15 protein-coding genes are annotated in these 20,236 nt (G+C 66.9%); 8 read left to right on the top strand and 7 right to left on the bottom strand.

Translation table 11 applies throughout. The annotated features are described in order from the left end of the window. Window position 1: 1 nt before the first annotated feature. Together VK98_RS17340 and hrpA are read left to right on the top strand one after the other, a co-directional pair. Complete coding sequence (locus VK98_RS17340) at window positions 2-367, top strand: DUF5329 domain-containing protein (protein WP_082159105.1); 366 nt, start codon at window positions 2-4, stop codon at window positions 365-367. A gap of 97 nt (window positions 368-464) precedes the next feature. Next, on the top strand, window positions 465-4,400 hold the full coding sequence (gene hrpA / locus VK98_RS17335) for an ATP-dependent RNA helicase HrpA (RefSeq protein ID WP_048415225.1): 3,936 nt from the start codon (window positions 465-467) through the stop codon (window positions 4,398-4,400). 84 nt (window positions 4,401-4,484) lie between these two features. Here hrpA and VK98_RS17330 read toward each other — a convergent pair whose 3' ends face one another. From VK98_RS17330 to VK98_RS17320, 3 genes are all read right to left on the bottom strand, one after another. Further along, complete coding sequence (locus tag VK98_RS17330; RefSeq protein ID WP_048415224.1) at window positions 4,485-5,801, bottom strand: MFS transporter; 1,317 nt, start codon at window positions 5,799-5,801, stop codon at window positions 4,485-4,487. Window positions 5,802-5,867: 66 nt separating this feature from the next. Continuing rightward, on the bottom strand, window positions 5,868-7,109 hold the full coding sequence (locus tag VK98_RS17325; RefSeq protein ID WP_053077454.1) for a GNAT family N-acetyltransferase: 1,242 nt from the start codon (window positions 7,107-7,109) through the stop codon (window positions 5,868-5,870). Window positions 7,110-7,188: 79 nt separating this feature from the next. Then, the gene (locus VK98_RS17320; RefSeq protein WP_048415223.1) at window positions 7,189-7,989 is read right to left on the bottom strand and encodes a helix-turn-helix domain-containing protein; all 801 of its coding nucleotides are present in this window, start codon (window positions 7,987-7,989) and stop codon (window positions 7,189-7,191) included. A 136-nt stretch (window positions 7,990-8,125) separates the two neighbouring features. Here VK98_RS17320 and VK98_RS17315 point away from each other — a divergent pair, with 136 nt between their 5' ends. After that, window positions 8,126-9,016 carry a DMT family transporter gene (locus VK98_RS17315; RefSeq protein ID WP_048415222.1) on the top strand — a complete coding sequence of 297 codons (891 nt, stop codon included), beginning with the start codon at window positions 8,126-8,128 and terminating at the stop codon, window positions 9,014-9,016. A gap of 41 nt (window positions 9,017-9,057) precedes the next feature. Here VK98_RS17315 and VK98_RS17310 read toward each other — a convergent pair whose 3' ends face one another. Next, window positions 9,058-9,453 carry a cupin domain-containing protein gene (locus VK98_RS17310; RefSeq protein WP_197083084.1) on the bottom strand — a complete coding sequence of 132 codons (396 nt, stop codon included), beginning with the start codon at window positions 9,451-9,453 and terminating at the stop codon, window positions 9,058-9,060. Between the two features lie 209 nt (window positions 9,454-9,662). Here VK98_RS17310 and VK98_RS17305 point away from each other — a divergent pair, with 209 nt between their 5' ends. The 4 genes from VK98_RS17305 (at window position 9,663) to VK98_RS17290 (ending at window position 14,037) form a co-directional block, all read left to right on the top strand. Beyond that, window positions 9,663-10,442 carry a class II glutamine amidotransferase gene (locus VK98_RS17305; protein WP_048415220.1) on the top strand — a complete coding sequence of 260 codons (780 nt, stop codon included), beginning with the start codon at window positions 9,663-9,665 and terminating at the stop codon, window positions 10,440-10,442. 70 nt (window positions 10,443-10,512) lie between these two features. Next, the gene (locus VK98_RS17300) at window positions 10,513-12,318 is read left to right on the top strand and encodes a putative nucleotidyltransferase substrate binding domain-containing protein (RefSeq protein WP_048415219.1); all 1,806 of its coding nucleotides are present in this window, start codon (window positions 10,513-10,515) and stop codon (window positions 12,316-12,318) included. Then, window positions 12,318-12,926 carry a 3'-5' exonuclease gene (locus VK98_RS17295; protein WP_048415218.1) on the top strand — a complete coding sequence of 203 codons (609 nt, stop codon included), beginning with the start codon at window positions 12,318-12,320 and terminating at the stop codon, window positions 12,924-12,926. Before VK98_RS17300 ends, VK98_RS17295 begins: the two co-directional genes overlap by 1 nt. A gap of 247 nt (window positions 12,927-13,173) precedes the next feature. Then, window positions 13,174-14,037: an alpha/beta fold hydrolase gene (locus tag VK98_RS17290; protein WP_048415217.1), complete on the top strand. Its 864-nt coding sequence runs from the start codon at window positions 13,174-13,176 to the stop codon at window positions 14,035-14,037. Here the strand turns inward: VK98_RS17290 and VK98_RS17285 are convergent, their stop codons facing one another. Continuing rightward, window positions 14,038-15,849, bottom strand: coding sequence for a sigma-54-dependent Fis family transcriptional regulator (locus tag VK98_RS17285; RefSeq protein WP_048415216.1), 1,812 nt, complete (start codon window positions 15,847-15,849; stop codon window positions 14,038-14,040). Between the two features lie 379 nt (window positions 15,850-16,228). On the opposite strand from VK98_RS17285, the gene VK98_RS17280 reads away from it, so the two are divergent. Further along, complete coding sequence (locus VK98_RS17280) at window positions 16,229-17,749, top strand: aldehyde dehydrogenase family protein (RefSeq protein ID WP_048415215.1); 1,521 nt, start codon at window positions 16,229-16,231, stop codon at window positions 17,747-17,749. A gap of 60 nt (window positions 17,750-17,809) precedes the next feature. Here VK98_RS17280 and VK98_RS17275 read toward each other — a convergent pair whose 3' ends face one another. Further along, window positions 17,810-20,008, bottom strand: coding sequence for a phosphocholine-specific phospholipase C (locus tag VK98_RS17275; RefSeq protein WP_048415214.1), 2,199 nt, complete (start codon window positions 20,006-20,008; stop codon window positions 17,810-17,812). A gap of 17 nt (window positions 20,009-20,025) precedes the next feature. Further along, window positions 20,026-20,202, bottom strand: coding sequence for a hypothetical protein (locus VK98_RS24045; RefSeq protein WP_197083083.1), 177 nt, complete (start codon window positions 20,200-20,202; stop codon window positions 20,026-20,028). Between the last annotated feature and the right edge of the window lie 34 nt (window positions 20,203-20,236).

Genomic DNA, 20,236 nt, shown 5'->3' with positions numbered 1-20,236 from the left:
CATGACCCTGAAACTGCCGATCTGGCTAGCCTTACTCCTGAGCGCCGGCGCCGTTTTCGCCGCGCCCGCGCCGGCCGCCAAGGCCGAGATCAATCATCTGCTGGACTACCTGGCCAAATCCGGCTGCGAATTCAATCGCAACGGCAGCTGGTACGGCGCCAAGGAGGCCCGCGATCACCTGAACGACAAATACCAGTACCTGCTGAAGAAGGACTGGGTCAGCAACGCGGAAAGCTTCATCGAGCGCGCCGCCACCCAGAGCAGCATCAGCGGCAAGGCCTACCAGGTGCGTTGCGGCGCCGCGCAGCCTGTGGCCAGCGCCGTCTGGCTGAAAGCGGAGCTGGGACGCTACCGCCAGCGCAAATAAGCGTCGCCTCGCGCGGCCGGCCGGCAATCCCGGCCAGCCGGACCGCCACGCAGCTGTTATAATCGCCGCTTTCCTGTAATCCAGTGTTCTTTTCCCGATGACTGCTGCCCAGCTGCTGGCCCGACTCAAGGCCGACCTCCCCTCTTGTCTGATCCGCGACCGCCACGCCTTGCGCCGCAAACTGAGCGACGCCGCCGAGCGGCTGAAGAAGAACCAGCCTGCGGACAAGCAGCTGGCCGACATCCAGTCGCAGATCGAGCGCTCCGCCGCCAAGGTGGCCGCGCGCCGCGCCCATCTGCCCAAGCCCGATTTCGACGACGCGCTGCCGGTCAACCAGAAATTGGCCGACATCAAGACCGCGATCGAGCGCCATCAGGTGGTGATCATCTGCGGCGAAACCGGCTCCGGCAAAACCACCCAGCTGCCCAAGATCTGCCTGGAGCTGGGCCGCGGCGTGCACGGCCTGATCGGCCACACCCAGCCGCGCCGGCTGGCCGCGCGCTCGGTGGCCAGCCGCATCGCCCAGGAACTGAAATCCACGCTGGGCGAGCACGTCGGCTTCAAGGTGCGCTTCACCGACAAGTTGTCGGAAAAATCGGTGATCAAGCTGATGACCGACGGCATCATGCTGGCGGAAACCCAGACCGACCGTTATCTGGAAGCCTACGACACCATCATCATCGACGAGGCGCACGAACGCAGCCTCAACATCGATTTCCTGCTGGGCTATCTGAAGCAACTGCTGCCGCGCCGGCCGGAGCTGAAGGTGATCATCACCTCGGCCACCATCGACGCCGACCGCTTCTCGCGCCATTTCGACGGCGCGCCGGTGATTGAAGTCTCCGGCCGCACCTATCCGGTGGAAGTGCGCTACCGGCCGCTGGCGCAGCGCGACGAAGACGAGCGCGAGGTGGAAATGGAGGGCGCCATCGTCGACGCCGTCGACGAACTGTCGCGCCAGGGTCCGGGCGACATGCTGGTCTTCCTGCCCGGCGAGCGCGAAATCCGCGAAACCGCGGAAAAACTGCGCAAGTCCGGCATCCGCGGCTACGAGATCCTGCCCTTGTTCGCGCGGCTGTCCAACGAGGACCAGCAAAAGATCTTCAAGCCGTCCGGCGGCCGCCGCATCGTGCTGGCCACCAATGTGGCCGAAACCTCGCTGACGGTGCCGGGCATCAAATACGTGATCGACACCGGACAGGCGCGCATCAACCGCTACAGCCCGCGCGCCAAGGTGGAACAGCTGCAAGTGGAGAAAATCTCCCAGGCGGCGGCGCGGCAGCGCGCCGGCCGTTGCGGCCGCGTCGAGGCCGGCATCTGCGTGCGTCTGTACGGCGAGGACGACTTCAATCAGCGCCCGGCCTTCACCGATCCGGAAATCGTCCGCTCCAACCTGGCCGCGGTCATCCTGCGCATGGCCGCGCTGCGGCTGGGCAAGGTGGACGCCTTCCCCTTCCTGGAAGCGCCCAGCAGCCGGCTGATCGCCGACGGCTATCAGGTGCTGACCGAGCTGGGCGCGGTGGACGACAAGGGAGAACTGACCGGCGTGGGCAAGGAACTGGCGCGGATTCCGGTGGACCCCAAGGTGGGCCGCCTGCTGCTGGCCGGCCGCGACTTCGGCTGCGTGCGCGAAGTGCTGATCATCGCCGCCGCCTTGAGCGTGCAGGACCCGCGCGAACGCCCCTTCGAGGCGCGCGAGGCGGCCGAACGCGCGCAAGCGCGCTTCAACGACGAGAAGTCCGACTTCCTGTCCTTTCTACACCTGTGGGACTTCTTCGCCGACGCGCTCAAGCACAAGAAATCCAACCGTCTGCTGATCAACACCTGCCACGAGCACTTTCTGTCCCATCTGCGCTTGCGCGAATGGCGCGAACTGCATGCGCAGCTGGCCGACATCGCCAGCGAGCTGGGCCTGATCAAGCGCGAACAGGCGCATGCCGACGCCGAACAGCCGGACGCGCAGATGACGCAGAAAAAGCGCCAGCAGCTGGACGCCGTCGCCTATGAAAACCTGCACAAGGCGCTGGTGACCGGCCTGATCGGCAACCTGGGCATGAAAAACCAGGAAGGCGACGACTATCAAGGCACTCGCGGCGTCAATTTCCACGTTTTCCCCGGCTCCGGCCTGAAAAAAACCAAGCCCAAGTGGCTGGTGGCGGCGGAACTGGTGGAAACCACCCGCCTCTACGCCCGCTGCGTGGCCAAGATCGAACCGGAATGGGTGGAAAAGCTGGCGCCGCACCTGGTCAAATACCATTACTTCGACCCGCATTGGGAAAAGAGCCGCGGCGAAGTGGTGGCCAGCGAGCGCGTCACCCTGTACGGCCTGACCCTGGTGCCGCGGCGCCCGGTCAGCTACGGCCGCATCGCGCCGGAAGAGGCGCGCGAGCTGTTCATCCGCGGCGCGCTGGTGAATATGGAATACGTCAGCAACGCGCCCTTCTTCCAGCGCAATCAGCAATTGATCCGCGAAGTGGAACAGCTGGAACACAAGGCGCGCCGCCAGGACGTGCTGGTGGACGAAGAGGCGCTGTTCGCCTTCTACAGCGAACGGATTCCGACCGAAGTGGTGGACGCCGCCAGCTTCGAGGCCTGGCGCAAAGAAGCGGAAAAAACCGAAGCCAAGCTGCTGCACCTGACGCGCGAGGAGCTGATGCGCCACGCCGCGCAACATGTCACCGAAAACCAGTTCCCGGAATGGCTGGAACTGGAAGACGGCCGCCTCAAGCTGCGCTACCGCTTCGAACCCAACCACCCGCTGGACGGCGTCACCCTGGACGTGCCGCTGGCCATTCTCAACCGCCTGCAGCCGGCGGCCTTCGAATGGCTGGTGCCCGGCATGGTGCGCGAGAAGCTGCAACAGCTGATCAAGGGCCTGCCCAAGCAGATCCGCCGCTGCTGCGTGCCAGTGCCGGACTTCGTCACCCGCTTCCTCAGCGTCAATCCGGACCAGCAGCAGCCGATCGCGCCGCAGCTGGCGCGCTTCATCCTGCGCGAAACCGGCGGCGTCAAAGTGGACATCGACGATTTCCGCGTCCAGGAGCTGCCGGCCCATCTGCTGTTCAACTTCCGCGTCATTGACGACGGCAAGCAGGAAATCGGCCTGGGCCGCGATCTGCTGGCGCTGCAAAAGCAGTTCGGCCAGGCCGCCCAGCTGACCTTCCGCGACACCAGCGCGGAGTTCGAGCGCGACGAAGTCAGCAGCTGGGACTTTGGCGAACTGCCGGAAAGCATTCAGTTCGCCCGCGGCCGCCAGCAGCTGACCGGCTATCCGGCGCTGACGCTGGAGCAGGACAAGGTGGCGATCCGCCTGTTCGACACCCAGTTGATGGCCGAGCGCCATCACCGTCAAGGCGTGATCCGGCTGCTGCAACTGCAGCTCAAGGAGCAGATGAAGCAGCTGTCCAAGGGCCTGCCCGGCATGACCCAGCTGGGTCTGCAACTGCGCGCGGTGGCCAATGTCGACGAATTGCTGGCCGACGCCATCGCCTGCATCTGCGACCGCGCCTTCATCGGCGACGACGCGCTGCCGCGCAATGAGAAAGCCTTCAACGACCAGAAAACCCGCGCCCGCACCCGGCTGCCGGCGGTCAACCAGGCGGTGACCCAATATCTGGGCCAGGTGGCGTCGGAATACGGCCCGCTCAGCGTCAAGATGCAGAAGCACAAGCTGGGCTACGAGTTGCAGCAGCAATTGGCCAAGCTGGTTTACAAGGGTTTCCTGGCCGCCACGCCGTGGAGCCAGCTGCCTCACCTGCCGCGCTATATGCGCGCGATGGGCTTGCGCATGGACAAGCAACCGGCCAACCCGCAGCGCGACGGCCAGCGCGGCGCGGAAATCCGCGACCTATGGCAGAAATGGGAAACCCGGGTGGCCGAGGACAATGAAGCCGAAGGCGCGTCCCAGGCGCTGCTGGATTTCCGCTGGCAGATCGAGGAACTGCGCGTCAGCCTGTTCGCCCAGGAGCTGAAAACGCCGTATCCGGTGTCCGCCAAGCGGCTGTTGAAGCTGTGGAGCGAGCTGCCGCGCTAATGCTCGCCAGACCTTGAACTGGCTCGCCCTGGCATGAGAAAACGGCGGCGTCTTTATCGACGCCGCCGTTTTTCTATGCGCGCTTCAATGCACCGGATGGGACAGGCCCGGCCTATCCCCCCAGGCCAGCAGGAACACCCCCATCGCCAGCCCCACCAGGCAGAAAATCATCAGATAGCCGGCCAGCGCCAGCGAGCTGGCCTCCATCCACACCGACAGCAAGACCGGAGTGAAGCCGCCCACCACCGCGTAAGCCACATTGTAGGAAAACGACAAGCCGCTGAAGCGGATGGGCGCCGGGAAGGCGCGCACCATCAGAAAAGGCACCGCGCCGACAATGCCGGCGAAAAAGCCGGTCAGCGTGTACAGCGGGCGCAACCAGCTTACGTCATGCCCCATGGTCTGGTAAAAACACCAGCTGCTGACGCCCAACAGCAGGCTGCCCGCGGTGAACACCGGGCCGCCGCCGAAGCGGTCCACCGCCAGGCCGGCGACGATGCAGCCCACGCTCAGCGCGATGATGGCCAGGCTGTTGGCGGACAAGGCCTCCACCGGCGGCACGCCGAACTGCTTTTGCAGAAAAGTGGGCGTCATCAGAATCACCACCACGATGGTGACCGACAACATCGCGGTGGCGGCCATCGACACGGCCATGCCCAGACGATGGCCGCGCAAGGCCGCCTTCAGCGGCAGCTCGGCGGACAGCGCCTTGCGCGCCTGCATTTCGTTGAACACCGGCGTCTCATGCAGCCAGCGGCGCAGATACATCGCCACCAGGCCGAAGACGCCGCCGATCAAGAAGGGAATCCGCCAGGCGCCGCCCTCCAGCTGCTGCGGCGTGAAGAACAGATTCATCGCCATCGCGATCAGGGAGCCGAACAGAATGCCTATGGTCAGCCCCGAGGTGATGATGCCGCAAGCCAGGCCGGTGCGGCGCGGCGGCGCGTGCTCGGCGACAAACACCCAGGCGCCAGGCACCTCGCCGCCGATGGCCGCGCCCTGCAATACGCGCAGCAGGAGCAGCAAGATCGGCGCCCATATCCCTATGCTCTGATACGTGGGCAGCAGGCCCATCGCCAGCGTCGGCAAGGCCATCAGCACAATGCTGAGCGTGAACATGCGCTTGCGGCCGAACAAATCGCCGAAGTGAGCCATGACGATGCCGCCCAGCGGCCGCGCCAGATAGCCGGCGGCGAAGATGCCGAACACCTGCAATTGGCGCAGCCAGCCCGGGATGTCGTGGGGGAAGAACAGCTTGCCCAAGACCAGGGCGAAGAACACGTAAATGATGAAGTCGTAAAATTCCAGCGCGCCGCCCAGCGAAGCCAGGCCCAGCGTCTTGCAATCGTTCCGGTTCAGTTTGCGCGCGGGTGCCGCGGCGGCGCTCGCCGTTTGAGTCATATCAGGTCCTTTCCGCGACCAAGATGCACACGCCCTCCCCGCCGCGCGGCGCGAAGGGCTAGGCCATTATTTTTTGAAGGGATTGATCGTCGGCGCGTCCTCGTGCTGGACAATGCCGAAGCTGCGACGGATCAGAGAATTGAGCACCGGCTGGCGATGGCGTATCCACAGCGAGGTCGGCACCGGCCGGCAGCCCATTCTCGCCTTGGGTTCCAGCGCGGTGCGGCCGAAGATCACCCGCCGTCCGCCGGCGGCCAGCGCCGACTCTATCGCCGAATGCAGCAGGCGCAGATACAACGGCAGCGTCTTGGCCGCGGCGCGGTCGAAGCCTATCTGCGCGGCGGTGATCTCAGCACCGTTCTTCAGGACCAGCAAGAAGCCCAGCAGCGCGCCGTCGCGCCACAGTCCGCGCAATTCCGCCCGTTCCGGCCCCAAGGCGGCCATCCGCCGCCAGTAAGCGGCGCTCACCGTCACCGGCCGCAGCGTGGCGTTGTCCTGCACCGCCAGATAGAGCTGCTGCATCCGCTCCGCCTGGGCGTCCACCTGCTCCGGCGTCATCACGCCGATTTCGCAGCCGGCGGCCTCGATAGGCTTGAAGATCTGCTGGCGGATGGCGCTGCGGTACTTGGAGGTCATGCCGGCCAGGTAATCGTCGTAAACGCGCCAGTCATCCGCCAGCGGCAATACCATATTGGGTTCCGTCTCCAGGGCGCTGTAGCTGAGCTTGCCCAGCGCCTGGCTGTCTTCCCGCGCCGTCTCGTCCAGATCCTTGACCAGCACGAAGTCGATCTGGCCGTTCAGCTTCTCGGCGCGGCGGATGCGGTAGAGGATCTCCGCCGTCGCCTGCCAGCGGGTCTGCGGGTCCAGGTCCGCGGCGAAGGCCGCGCCGTCCAGGCCGTAGCTGAGCATATTGCCGCAGACCAGCAGCCGTTGCCGCAGCCGCGGCTTGAGGTTTTGCGCCAGCGCCGCGCGCAGCGAGCCTTCCGGACGCGGCCCGGGGTGGGCGTGCATGGTCTCCAGGCTGACCTCCAGCAACTGCATCGCCACCGCCGCCACCGGCGCGCCGTCGCGATAGGCCAGCGCGTAGCGGACTTCGAAATCGGCGAGCCCGGACTGCTCCAGCGCGCGCCAGTAATCGCGGGACATCAGCAGGCCGTGCGGCGCCGCCAATTGATCCCAGTGTTGTCCGTTCAGGAAGTCTATGCGCTCGGAAAAGGCGAAATTCAGCGCGCTGGCTTGCCGCAAGCGACGGCGCAGCTTCCAGCCGTCGCCCAATTGGCGGGCCAGTTGTTTGATTTTCTTGCTCATGGGTGGGGACGCAGCAGGCGGGTTCTATGATTGACAATCATTCCAGTGTGCCGCAATGCCAAACGGGCAACAAGCGTCCTCAACTCATCTCCCCTGCCAGCAGCCGGCGATAACGCTCCGGCGAATAGCCCAGTTGCTTGTTGAACATGGCGATGAAGGCGGAGGCGGTGCCGTAGCCCAGGTCGGCGGCGATGTCCTGCACCGCCCGGCCCTCGCGCAGCCAGACCAGGGCCCGCATCAGGCGCACGCGGGTGCGCCACTGGACGAAGCTCATGCCCAGTTCCAACTGAAAATGGCGCGCCAGCGTGCGCTCGGTGCCGTGCACCCGCTGCGCCCACTGCGCCAGCGTGGTGTCGTCGGCCGGGCGCTCGCGAATGGCCGCCAGGATGGGCGCCAGCTGGCGGTGACGGCTGTCCGGCAGATAACTGTCCTGGTGGCCGGCCCGGGCCAGCCGCTCCAGCAGCAGCTCGGCCTGGCGGCGATCCCACGGGTCCTGGATGGCGGTGACGCCGCGTTGGCAGAAATCCTCCAGCAGCGAGCGCAGCAAGGGCGTTTGCGGGATCAGGCAGGGGTGGCCGGGCAGCTTTGCCGCCTGCTCGGCGTCCACATAGACCGAGGTGTAGCGTATCGCCTGACGCACCGAGGCCGAATGGCGAACGCCGGCCGGCACCCAGATCAGAAACTCCGCCGGCGCCGCCAACGCGCGCTCGCCCTGATCCGGCTCGTACAGGGTCAGCTCTATCACCCCTAGGCTGATGCTGTTCAACTGCCCCCAGGAATGGCTGTGCGGCAAACATTCGGAATCCGGCGTCAGCAAGTGGTGGCGCAGGTGAATCGGCGCGGGCTCCGGCAAGCCCGGGTCCAGCAGATAGTCGTCCAATTTGTCGGTTTCCCGTTATCGTCTTGTCTGAATTGCGCTATATGGGATAAATCAGACAGCGGTACACTGCGGACTGTCAATGCTTTTCTGTGCTCTTGCCGGCAAAACCGCCGAGAGCCGCATCCGGAGCCGCACCATGTACTCATTGTTTCCCATGCTGGCCGTGCTGATCTGGTCCGCCAACACCGTGGTGTCCAAAGCCGCGGCCCAGGCGCTGGACCCCGCCGCCATTTCCTTCTATCGCTGGCTGCTGGCCGCGCTGATTCTCACCCCGCTGAGCCTGCGGCCGGTGCTGCGCCAATGGCGCGCCATCCGCCCCTGGCTCGGCCGCTTCGCCGTGCTGGCCGCGCTGGGCATGGTGATGTACCAATGCCTGGCCTATTACGCCGCGCACAGCACCAGCGCCACCAATATGGGCGTGATTTGCGCCCTGATCCCGCTGCTGGGCCTGGCCTTGAACGCCATCGCCTTCCGCCAGCCGGTGGGCGCGCACGCGCTGTTCGGCGTCGCGGTGTCCTTGCTGGGCGTGCTCTACCTGCTGGGCCAGGGCCGGCCGCTGGATCTGCTCAGCGGCGGCGTCAACCGCGGCGACGCGCTGATGCTGGTCGGCTCTCTCTCCTACGCGCTGTACGGCATTCTGCTGCGCCGCTGGGCGCCGCCCTTCGGCAGCTGGACCAATCTCTACATTCAGGTGCTGCTGGCGGTGCTGATGCTGGTGCCGGTGGCGATGAGCGCGGACAGCCTGGCGGTGCCGCCGCAGGGCGTGGGCCTGGTCGCCTTCGCCGGCATCGCCTCCTCGGTGCTGGCGCCCTATCTGTGGATGCGCGGCATCCAGGGCCTGGGCAGCGAGCGCACCGCCATCTTCATGAATCTGTTGCCCTTGTTCACCGCCGTGATCGCCAGCGCGCTGCTGGGCGAGACCATCCACGACTTCCACTGGCTGGGCGGCGGCCTGATCCTGCTCGGCGTCAGCCTGAGCCAGGGCGGCTGGGCCAAATTGCGCGGCCTCGCGCGCTCCGCGGCCTGATCCCCTCTTCGCCGCCCCGCCTCGCGGGGCGGCTGTTCGCTTCAGATCCAATCATCCACTGGCGCGGTGCGCTCGCTGGAAGCCTCGCCGGTATTGAGCACTCCTTGCGGCTCCACCAGCAGAAGCTTGACCTCATGCTCGGCATAGGGCTTGTGCTCCACCCCTTTGGGCACGACATACATCTCTCCCGCATTCAGCCATACCGGCGGCCGCTCGCGCAGATCAATGCGTAGGCGCCCTTCCTGTACAATGAAGACCTCGTCGGTATCCGCGTGCCGATGCCACACGAAATCGCCCTGCACTTTCACCAGCTTGAAGTGATAGTCGTTCATTTGAGCAATGATCTTGGGCCGCCATTGCTCTTGAAACAGCGCGTACTTTTCCTCCAGATTGACGACAAGAAAATCGTTTTGCATGACAAGGATCTCCTTCTTCATTGATCTTGATTTCGTCAGTCAAAAAACAGACATTACCATGACAGCCAAACTGCAAACATGCGGCGTGGCCCAGCCCCGAACCGCCGCCGCTACTGCCGCCTGTCGCTCTCGCGGATTGCCCCTCGCGCGCATATCGCCTAAGCTCTGTAACAAAACCGCAGCCGGCGCGGGCCGGCCATGACAACCTCTTTACCGTGGAACTCGAACCCATGTGCCAGTTATTGGGCATGAATTGCAATACTCCAACCGACATCCTGTTCTCCTTCGAAGGCTTTCACCGCCGCGGCGGTCAGACCGACCACCACGCCGACGGCTGGGGCATCGCCTTTTTCGAGAGCAAAGGCTGCCGCATCTTCCTGGACGATAAACCGTCGGTGGAATCGCCGGTGGCCAATCTGGTGCGCAACTATCCGATCAAGTCGGAAAACGTGATCGCCCACATCCGCAAGGCCACCCAGGGCGAAGTCAACCTGGCCAACACCCATCCCTTCATGCGCGAGATGTGGGGCCGCTACTGGATCTTCGCCCACAACGGCAATCTGGAGAACTTCCAGCCCGAAGCCGGCTGCCATTACAACCCGGTGGGCGGCACCGATTCCGAACGCGCGTTCTGCCACCTGATGGAGCGGCTGCGCGCCAAATGGTGCCAGCAGCCGCAGCTGGATGAGCTATTCGCCGAAGTGGCGCGGCTGGCGGCCGAGATTTCCAGCCACGGCGTGTTCAACTTCATGCTGAGCAACGGCGAGGTGCTGTTCGCCCACTGCTCCACCAATCTGCACTACATCATCCGCCAGGCACCGTTCAACACCGCCCACCTGGTGGACGACGACGTCAGCGTGGACTTCGCCTCGGTCACCACGCCGCACGACCGCGTGGCGGTGATCGCCACCCAGCCGCTGACCGACAATGAAAGCTGGACCCCGCTCGTCCCCGGCGAGCTGCTGCTGTTCCGCGACGGCTCCCCGCTGTCGCAGCACCTGCCGGACTGAGCGTCCGCCGACAAGCCCTTGCCGCCGGTGTTATGCTGGCGGCAACGTCTTGTGTTCCGCGAGGGCCGCCATGCAGCGATTCGACTTCAGCCACGCCCCCTTCGACGCCCTGAGTCCGGACGAGCGCCTGCGCCTGGAGGCCTGCGCCGACATCCTGTTCTACGCCGACGAGCAAACCGTGCTGGCGCCGGACGCGGCGGTGACCGCCATGTACGTGGTGATCAAGGGCGTGGTGCGGGAAATGGCCGGCGACGAGATCGTCGCGCTGTACCGGGCCCAGGACGGCTTCGACGCCCGCGCCATGGCCGCCGGCCAGACCTCCCACCGTTTCATCGTGCAGGAAGAAGCGCTGCTCTACAGCCTGCCGCGCGCCGAAGTGCTGGCGCTGACCGAGAGCAACCCGCGCTTCGGCGCCTATTTTTACGCCAGCGTGTCGGAAAAACTGGGCCGGCTGGCGCAGCGGGCCGGCCAGCGCGAACTGCAAACCTTGCTGGCGGCCACCGTGCGCGACGTCGGCGGCCGCCAGCCGGTGTTCGTCGACGGCGACGCCAGCCTGCGCGACGCGGCGGCGGCGATGAAGGCGCACAAATCCAAATCCGTGCTGCTGCGCGACAACGGACGGCTGGGCATCCTCACCACCACCGACTTCCGCGACATCGTGCTGAACGGCGTGTCCTCGGACGCGCCGGCGGCCGCGCATTGCCAGTACGAGCTGCTGACCATAGACATCGACGACTTCCTGTTCAACGCCCTGCTGCTGATGACGCGCCGCAATCTGCGCCGCCTGGTGGTGACCGAGCGCGGCGAGCCGGTGAGCATGCTGGCCCAGGTGGACGTGCTGTCCTATTTCTCCAACCACTCCCATCTGATCGCGCAGCGGCTGGAGCGCGCGGCCACGCTGGACGAGTTGACGGAAGTGGCGGAGCAGATCCCGCGGCTGGTGCGCATCCTGTCCGGCCACGGCGTCAAGGCGCTGCAACTGGGCCGGCTGGTGCAAAGCCTCAACGCCCGGCTGTTCGCCCGCGCCTGGCGGCTGATCGCGCCGCCGGAGCTGGTGGCCAACAGCTGCCTGTTGGTGCTGGGCTCGGAGGGACGCGGCGAACAGATACTCAAAACCGATCAGGACAACGCGCTGCTGCTGCGCGACGGCGCGGCGTGGCCGCAGCTGGAGGCCAGCTGTCAGGCCTTTTCCGCCGCGCTGGCCCGCTTCGGCTACCCGCCCTGTCCCGGCGACATCATGCTCAGCCATCCGGACTGGCGCTTCAGCGGCGCCGAGCTGCGCGACCGCCTGCACAACTGGGTGCACCGCCCGGACGGGCAAGCCTTGATGCGGCTGGCCATCTTCGTGGACGCGGAAGCCGTCTGCGGCGACGCCGCGCTGCTGGAGGACGCCCAAAGCTATCTGCGCGCCACCTTGCGCGACGACGCCGGCTTCTTCTCCCGTTTCGCCCGCGCCATCGAACAGTTCGACACCCCGCTGGGCCTGTTCTCCCATCTGCAGACCCGAGACCGCGACGGCCGCGCCGCGCTGGACCTGAAAAAAGGCGGCATCTTCCCGCTGGTGCACGGCATCCGCGCGCTGGCGCTGGAGTACGGGGTCGGCGACAACAACTCGCAGCAAAGGCTGCAGGCACTGGCGGCGCAAGGCCGGCTGGAGCGGAGCCTGGCCGAGGACGTGGGCGAGGCGCTGTCCTATCTGATGCAGCTGCGGCTGGAACAGGGGCTGGAGCGGCTTGGCGCCGGCAAGCCGGCCGACAATCTGCTGGAACCGGAAAAACTGTCCTCGCTGGAACGGGACCTGCTCAAGGACGCGCTGGCCGTGGTCAAGCGCTTCAAGGCGCAGCTGCGCCACCATTACCGGCTGGGCAGCTTCTGATGCTGACCGCCCTGCTGCGCCAATGGCAGCGCCGCCGGCTGCGCGATCCGGCCTACGCCGGCATGTATAGCGAGCATCCTGACGAACTGGTCAGCCTGGACTGCGAAACCACCAGCCTGAATCCGGCGGAGGCCGAGCTGCTGTCCATAGGCGCGGTCAAGCTGCGCGGCAACCGCATCCTCGCCAGCGAGGCGCTGTATCTGCTGGTGCGGCCGGAACGGGCGCCGCAAGCGGACAATGTGCGCATCCACGGCCTGCGGCCCATCGACGTCAATCAGGGCATGGAAGCCCGGGACGCGATGCGGCGGCTGCTGGACTTCGTCGGCGGCCGGCCACTGCTGGGCTATTACCTGGAATACGATATGGCGGTGCTCAACCGCTATATCCGCCCCTGGCTGGGCGTGCCGCTGCCGCAGCGGTGCATCGAGATCTCCGGCCGCTATTACGACTACAAGCTGCGGCAAAACCCGGACGCCCACATCGACCTGCGGCTGGCCAGCATCTGCCAGGACCTGGACATGCCCGCGCCGCCGCGTCACGACGCGCTCAACGACGCCATCAACGCGGCCATGCTCTACCTGGCGCTGAAACAGCGCGGCTATGGCTAAGAACCTGTTTACGATCTGCTGCGCTGCGGCGATACGGCGTTGAAAACACCTTCGAAATGCTCATGTACCACGTGTACATTCCGCTTTCTCAGCCGTTTTCGCCTTGTCTCGCTCTTGCTCGCGAGATCGTAAACATGTTCTAAGCCCGCAGCGCGAGGGCCGAACCTGCCGGAACATGGCGGCTTGCCATTTCCCAGCAGACTGATAGCTTGTTCTGTTTGCCGCTCACAACCTTGGAGGCACAGGCATGCACTCGAGCCGAATCCAGCTAGCGGACGGCGAACACACTGTTGTTGAATGGCACGGCGTTCTGGAACAAGCCCCGCAGGGCTTGATCCTGTTCTTGCCGGCCTTGGGCGTCAACGTGTCCTACTATCGCGCGCTGGGCGCGGCCTGGGCCGCGCGCGGCTATTGCGTGGCGGCGCTTGAGACCCGGGGCATGCGTCAAAGCTCGGTGCGGGACGTCCGCCGTCAGGACTTCGGCTACCGGGAAGTGCTGGCCGATATCGCCCATCTGCGTCGACGGCTGGGCGAACAGACATCCGGCCGGCCGCTGCTCCTGGCGGGACACAGCCTGGGCGGGCAATTCGCCCTGCTGCAAGCCTGCGAAAATCCGGCCGAGGTAGCCGGCGTGGCTTTGCTCGCGGGCGGCTCCAACTACTTCCGCGCCATGCCCGGCGCATTGTCCGCCTGGAAACGCGGCTTTGGCCTGCGGCTGATTCAACAACTCAACCGCGGCCTGGGCTACTTCCCCGGCGACAAGCTGGGCTTTGGCGGACGACAGCCGGGGAGGCTGATCCGCGACTGGACGCAGGAAGCCTTGCACGGCCGTTACCGGCCGGAAGGCGTGGACACCGACTACGAAGCGGCGCTGCGCCGGCTGGAACTGCCGGTGCTGCTGCTATCGCTGTCCGGCGATCGCTTCGTCCCCCGCTCCTGCGCGGATTTTCTGGCCGGCAAGCTGGCGCGCGCCAGCGTGACGCAGCGGGAATTGCAGGCCGCGGATCACGGCCTGCGCGCCTTCTCCCACTTTGCCTGGGCCAAGTCCCCGCAACTGGTGCTGGACGCGTTTCAGGCTTGGCGGGAACGGCTGCCCAACGCGGCGGCCTGACTAGCGCCCTTCGCCGCGCAGCCGCCGGTACACCGTGCTGCGCGCCACCCCCAGCTCCGCCGCCGCGCGGCTGACATTGCCCTGACAGCGCGCCAGCGTCTGTTCGATCAAATCGTCGCGGCCGGCGGCCAGCGTCGGAGAGAGGGTGGCCGCTTCGGCGCGGCAGCCGGCCGGCAGGTCCTCGATTCCCAGTTCCGCGCCGTCGTCGGCCAGGGCCAGCATGGTGCGCAGCGCGCTGTGCAGCTGGCGCGCGTTGCCCGGCCAGCTGCAGGCCAGCAAGGCCGCCCGCAGCGGGCCGCCCAGGCGCACGCCGCGTCGCGCGGCGCCCAGTTCGTCCCAGATCTCGTCGATCAGAAGCAGCAGGTCGTCGCGCTCGCGCAAGGGCGGCAGCCGCACCGGATAGTCCTGCAGCCGGTAGAACAGGTCGGCGCGGAACTCGCCGGCCGCCGTCATCGCCGCCAGGTCGCGGTGAGTGGCGCAGACCAGCGCGAAATCCACCGCCTGCGTTCGGCCGCCGCCCAGCGGCGTGACTTCGCGCTGCTGCAAGGCGCGCAGCAGCCGCGCCTGCATCGCCGCCGGCATGTCCCCCACCTCGTCCAGGAACAGCACGCCGCCGTCGGCTTCGCGCAGCTTGCCCGTCATGCCCTTGCGCCGCGCGCCGGTGAACGCACCCTCCTCGTAGCCGAACAGCTCAGACTCGATCAGCGCCTCCGGTATCGCCGCGCAGTTGACGGCGACGAAGGGGCCGCGGCCGCGCCGGCTGGCGGCGTGCAAGGCGCGGGCGAACACCTCCTTGCCCACGCCGGTTTCACCTTGCAGCAACACCGGAATGTCGGCGTTCAGCACTTTGACGGCGCGCTGCAAGGCGACCGAGGGCCGCGCCGCCGCGTCGGCCTTGGGCGTTTGCCGCTCCGTCGGCGCCTGACTCGCCGGCGGCGTGATGTGCAGATGAAAATGCTGGCCGCGCCGGCCTAGCCGCGTTCGCAGGCCGTCAGCCGGCTGCAGCTCGCCGTCGAACAGCTGGCCGAAGCGCGCCCGCCCCAGGTCGGTCCAGGCCAGGCCGAGCCAGGCCAGCGCGCAGCTATTGGCCTCCACCAGCACCTCGTCGGCGAAAACCAGCACGCCTTCGCGCGGCGAGCCCAGCAAGGCGTGGTTCAGGTGGAAGCGCACCAGCCAATGTTCGGAGGCCGGTCGCGCCAGCCAGCGGTGTTCGATCTGGCGCGCCGCCAGCCGCACCAGGCCCAGCGCGTGCGCGTCGTGGGCGCGCGCGTCGCTGCTGATGTTGAGCGCGCCGGCCAGCCGGCCGTTGGGCGCGAAGATGGGCGCGGCCGAGCAGGAGATGCCGCCGTTGCTGGCCAGATAGTGTTCGCCGCCGTTGACCTGCACCGCCGCGCCCAGCGCCAGCGCGGTGCCGATGGCGTTGGTGCCCCGGTCGCGCTCGCCCCAGGCCATGCCGGGCAGCAAGGCCACCTGTTCCGCCTTGGGCAGGAAACCGGGGCAACCGGCGGCGTTGAGGATCACGCCGTCAGCGTCGCTGAGCAGCACGATGCCGCGGCGGTCGACGACTTGTTCGCCCAGCCCGTCCAGCTCGGGCTGGGCCAGGCGCAACAACAGGCCGTTGGCCTCGCGCAGCGCGTTCAGCGCCGCGCTTTCCAGGCCGTCTTGCCGCCGCGCGCCCTGCGGCGGCAGGGCCTGCTGCCGGCAGCGCTGCCAGGATTGGGCGATTTCGCCCCTGAGCCCGGCCGGCGCCAGCCCTTGTTGGAAGAAGCTGCGGCGCGCCCGCTCCACGGGCGAGGCGATGGGATGATCCATGATGACTTCCCTCCGGACGTGAGCGCCGGCGCTAGGTCTCGCGAGCGGCCGCGAGACGGGACGAAAACGGTTGCGGCGGCGGATGAACCGCCACCTTAGCACGACGCGCGCCGGAGCCGGCGTCGCATCGGACGCGACACTGTAGCGTTTTGCGACAGCTTGCGCCGCGGCCAATCGGACAGGCCGCCCCCTTGGCGCCGGCGTCGGCCTGCTGCGGCGCAACGCGCGGCGCGCTGATCGCAACGGCCTGGCCGGCATGCCGCGTTTTGCATCGCAACACGCCGTCCCGGCGGCCGCCATTGGCACGCTTTCTGCTGCACAGCGGCCACCGCGGCCCGCCGCCGCGCGGCAACGGCCAATCCACAACAGGAGAAACACCATGCGTTACGCCCACCCCGGCACGCCCGGCGCGCTGATCGCCTTCAAGCCCCGCTACGGCAACTACATCGGCGGCGAGTTCACGCCTCCGGTCAACGGCCAGCACTTCACCAACACTTCGCCGGTCAACGGCCAGCCCATCGCCGAATTTCCGCGCTCCGACGCCGCCGACGTCGACAAGGCGCTGGACGCCGCCCACGCCGCCGCCGACGCCTGGGGCCAGACCTCGGCGCAGCAACGCTCCTATCTGCTGCTGCAGATCGCCGACCGCATCGAAGCCAATCTGGAGGTGCTGGCCGTCACCGAAACCTGGGACAACGGCAAGCCGGTGCGCGAGACGCTGAACGCCGACATCCCGCTGGCGGCGGATCACTTCCGCTATTTCGCCGGCTGCATCCGCGCCCAGGAAGGCACGGCGGCGGAAATAGACCACAACACCATGGCTTACCACATCCACGAGCCGCTGGGCGTGGTGGGCCAGATCATCCCGTGGAACTTCCCTCTGCTGATGGCGGCGTGGAAGCTGGCGCCGGCGCTGGCCGCCGGCAACTGCGTGGTGCTGAAGCCGGCGGAACAGACGCCGCTGGGCATCGCGGTGCTGATGGAGGTGATAGGCGATCTGCTGCCGCCGGGCGTGGTCAACGTGGTGCACGGCTTCGGCAAGGAAGCCGGCCAGGCGCTGGCCACCAGCAAGCGCATCGCCAAGATCGCCTTCACCGGCTCCACCCCGGTGGGCCGCCACATCCTGCAATGCGCGGCGGAGAACATCATCCCGTCCACCGTGGAGCTGGGCGGCAAATCGCCCAATATCTTCTTCGAAGACATCATGCAGGCGGAGCCGTCCTTCATCGAAAAGGCCGCCGAAGGGCTAGTGCTGGCCTTCTTCAACCAGGGCGAGGTCTGCACCTGCCCGTCGCGCGCGCTGGTGCAGGAATCCATTTACCCGGCCTTCATGGCCGAGGTGATGAAGAAGGTGCAGGCGATCAAGCGCGGCGATCCGCTGGACACCGACACCATGGTGGGCGCCCAGGCCTCGCAGCAGCAGTTCGACAAAATCCTGTCCTACCTGGACATCGCGCGCCAGGAAGGCGCCGAGGTGCTGAGCGGCGGCAAGCTGGAGCCGCTGGAAGGCGGGCTGGCTCAGGGCTATTACATCCAGCCCACCCTGCTGAAGGGCAACAACAAGATGCGGGTGTTCCAGGAGGAGATTTTCGGCCCGGTGGTCAGCATCGCCACCTTCAAGGACGAGGCGGAAGCCGTCGCCATCGCCAACGACACCGAGTTCGGCCTGGGCGCCGGGGTGTGGACCCGCGACATCAACCGCGCCTACCGCGTCGGCCGGGCGATCAAGGCCGGCCGGGTGTGGACCAACTGCTATCACCTCTACCCGGCGCACGCGGCCTTCGGCGGCTACAAGAAGTCCGGCATCGGCCGCGAAACCCACAAGCGCGCGCTCGACCATTACCAGCAGACCAAGAACCTGCTGGTGAGCTTTGACGGCAAGCCGCTGGGCTTCTTCTAACCCTTCCATCAAGAAAAAAGGCGGGGCCGATCGGCTCCGCCTTTGTCGTTCACCGCCGGCTCAGACCGGCGGCGTCCACTGCTCGCCCACCGCCGCGCCGCCCATCGCCGGATCGCTGTAGCCGTCGCGCCCGGTTTCCACCCGCCCGGCGAAACGGCGGCTGAAGCCGGGGAAGACCGGCGCGCCGACGCTGACGTCGTACCAGCCGTGGCTGTTCTTCAGCGGCCAATTCAACACCGCCTCGCCCTGCGGCCCCACGGTGACGCGTTGCGGCTCGCTCTTCGCGTAGGCGTTGGCGCGCACCAGGAACTCGCAGTTCTCGCGGCCGCTATTGTGCAGCTTCAGGTAAACGTCGCCGGCGGCCGGGTCGTAACAGACCTGGATTTCCGGCTGCGCCTTGCTCAGGCGGCCCAGCTGGCCGGCGTCGCCGGTGAAGTGGCGATGGAAGCCGTTGGGGCCCAATACCCACAGATCGTAAAGATTGGCGTCGTAATTGACCCGCCACAGCCCGGACAGCTGCTTGCCGGCCTCCACCGCGTAGCGGCGCGGCGGCGCGTCCAGATGGCGGCGGTCGTAGACGTGGAACACCGCCGCCGCCTGGCCGCTGTTGGCGAATATCAATTCCACGGTGCCGGCGTTGCCGTCCACGCGCGCGCTGGCGTGCAGTTCGTAAGGCAGCGCTCGCGAGCGGCGCAGGCCAATGGCCTGGACCGGCAGCTCCGGCAAGGCCGGCGCGCTGGGCTTGGTGCGGCCGGGCAAGGCGCGCGCCCGCGCCGCCAGCGCGGCGGTGGCCGGCAGCTTGGGCAGCTCCGCATTGGGATTGACGAAGTCGAAACAGGACAGCAGATCGCCGCACACCGCGCGCCGCCAGGCGCTGATATTGGGCTCCTTGACGCCGAAGCGCTGCTCGATGAAGCGGATCACCGAGGTGTGGTCGAACACCTGGGAGTTGACCCAGCCGCCGCGACTCCACGGCGAGATCACGTACATCGGCACCCGCGGCCCCGGCCCGTAAGGCACGTGGATCAGGTCGGCGCGCTCGTTGCCGGTCTCGCTGCTGCGCAGATGATGGTATTCGCCGTCGGTGGCCACGGTGGAGGCGCCGGCCAGAACCGCCTTGGCCGGATCGGCGTCCCAGCTCAGATAGCTGGGCGCGGCCGGCGGCGGCACGTGGTCGAAGAAGCCGTCGTTCTCGTCGAAATTGACCAGGAACACCGTCTTGCTCCACACCTCGGGGTTGGCGGTCAGCGCGTCCAGCACGCGGGCGGTGTAGTCGGCGCCCTGCGCCGGGCTGGACGGCCCCGGGTGTTCCGAGCCGTCGGCGGTGGCGACGATGTAGCTGACCTGCGGCAGGCGGTTGGCCAGCACGTCCTGGCGCAGATCGTCCAGCGTCCAGGTGGACAGGCCCTTGTTCTTCAGCGCCGGCTTGGCGCCGGCCTCGCCGAAATAGGCGGCGCGGAAGCTGCGGAAGCCGGCCACCGGATTGTCGGTGAAGTTGTCGGCCATGTCCTGATAGATCTTCCAGCCCACCCCGGCCTGCTCCAGCCGCTCGGCGTAGGTGCTGAAGGTGTAGCCGCCCTTGGGGTTGTAGTCGACCGAGTCGTAGGCGTTGGCGATCACCGGGCCCTTGCCCTTCTGCAGAGGATCGTTGCCGCCGCACCACAGGAACACGCGGTTGGGGTTGGTGCCGCCCTGAAACGCGCAGTGATAGGCGTCGCACAGGGTGAAGGCGTTGGCCAGCGCGTACTGGAACGGCAGGTCCGCCTCCTTGAAATGGCCCATGGAATGGTTCTGCTTGTACGTGGGCCAGGCGTTCATCGCGCCCTTGCCCCAGGCGTACTGCGCGTCCGACCACACATGCGGCGTGCCCTCCACCCGCATATAGGCGAAAGTCTGCTCGGTGTTGAGGTGGAACGGCGCCACCACCCGCGGCGGCGTGGCGCTATTGCCCTGATTGGTCTGATACCAGACGGTCTTGCGCTTGAGCAGGGCGCTGTCGGCCAGCGGCAGCGGGAAACGGTCGCCGAAGCCGCGCACGCCGGCCAGGCTGCCGAAGTAGTGGTCGAAGGCGCGGTTTTCCTGGGTCAGGATCACGATGTGCTCGACATCCTGCAAGGTGCCGGTGCGATTGTTGGCGGGAATGGCCAGCGCGCGCTGGATGGAGGCCGGCAGCAAGGACAGCGTCAAGGAACTGGCGGCCAGCGCGCTGCCGCGCTTGATGAACTGGCGGCGGGAAGTGGAAACGGGAGTGTCGGTCATGGCGGGCTTGTCCGGGTTCAGGGCGCGCAGCGGAGCTTGGCCGGCGGCTGGGTTTGATTGGAGTTGCCGTTGCCCGGTTGGCCGGCGTTGTCTTGATTGTCGCCCAGGCAGCCGGCGAGCGCGGCCGCCAGCAGACAGGCGGCCAGCCGGCGCGCCCAGCGGGCGGACCTTGGCGATAGAGTCGTAAGCGTCATCGGAGTGCAGTCGTCTTGTGGCGGCGCGCGCGCC

The organism is Chromobacterium sp. LK11 (assembly GCF_001043705.1).
Classification (GTDB): Bacteria; Pseudomonadota; Gammaproteobacteria; order Burkholderiales; family Chromobacteriaceae; genus Chromobacterium; species Chromobacterium alkanivorans.
This window is presented reverse-complemented; position numbering and strand designations above follow the sequence as displayed.

Bases quoted from the DNA above. Each gene is read 5' to 3' on its own strand.
- VK98_RS17285 (WP_048415216.1), bottom strand. From the start codon at position 15,849: ATGGATCATCCCATCGCCTCGCCCGTGGAGCGGGCGCGCCGCAGCTTC.
- VK98_RS17305 (WP_048415220.1), top strand. From the start codon at position 9,663: ATGTGCCAGTTATTGGGCATGAATTGCAATACTCCAACCGACATCCTG.
- VK98_RS17325 (WP_053077454.1), bottom strand. From the start codon at position 7,109: ATGAGCAAGAAAATCAAACAACTGGCCCGCCAATTGGGCGACGGCTGG.
- VK98_RS17315 (WP_048415222.1), top strand. From the start codon at position 8,126: ATGTACTCATTGTTTCCCATGCTGGCCGTGCTGATCTGGTCCGCCAAC.
- VK98_RS17310 (WP_197083084.1), bottom strand. From the start codon at position 9,453: ATGAAGAAGGAGATCCTTGTCATGCAAAACGATTTTCTTGTCGTCAAT.
- VK98_RS17275 (WP_048415214.1), bottom strand. From the start codon at position 20,008: ATGACCGACACTCCCGTTTCCACTTCCCGCCGCCAGTTCATCAAGCGC.
- VK98_RS17290 (WP_048415217.1), top strand. From the start codon at position 13,174: ATGCACTCGAGCCGAATCCAGCTAGCGGACGGCGAACACACTGTTGTT.
- VK98_RS17300 (WP_048415219.1), top strand. From the start codon at position 10,513: ATGCAGCGATTCGACTTCAGCCACGCCCCCTTCGACGCCCTGAGTCCG.
- VK98_RS17280 (WP_048415215.1), top strand. From the start codon at position 16,229: ATGCGTTACGCCCACCCCGGCACGCCCGGCGCGCTGATCGCCTTCAAG.
- VK98_RS17330 (WP_048415224.1), bottom strand. From the start codon at position 5,801: ATGACTCAAACGGCGAGCGCCGCCGCGGCACCCGCGCGCAAACTGAAC.
- VK98_RS17340 (WP_082159105.1), top strand. From the start codon at position 2: ATGACCCTGAAACTGCCGATCTGGCTAGCCTTACTCCTGAGCGCCGGC.
- VK98_RS17295 (WP_048415218.1), top strand. From the start codon at position 12,318: ATGCTGACCGCCCTGCTGCGCCAATGGCAGCGCCGCCGGCTGCGCGAT.
- hrpA (WP_048415225.1), top strand. From the start codon at position 465: ATGACTGCTGCCCAGCTGCTGGCCCGACTCAAGGCCGACCTCCCCTCT.
- VK98_RS24045 (WP_197083083.1), bottom strand. From the start codon at position 20,202: ATGACGCTTACGACTCTATCGCCAAGGTCCGCCCGCTGGGCGCGCCGG.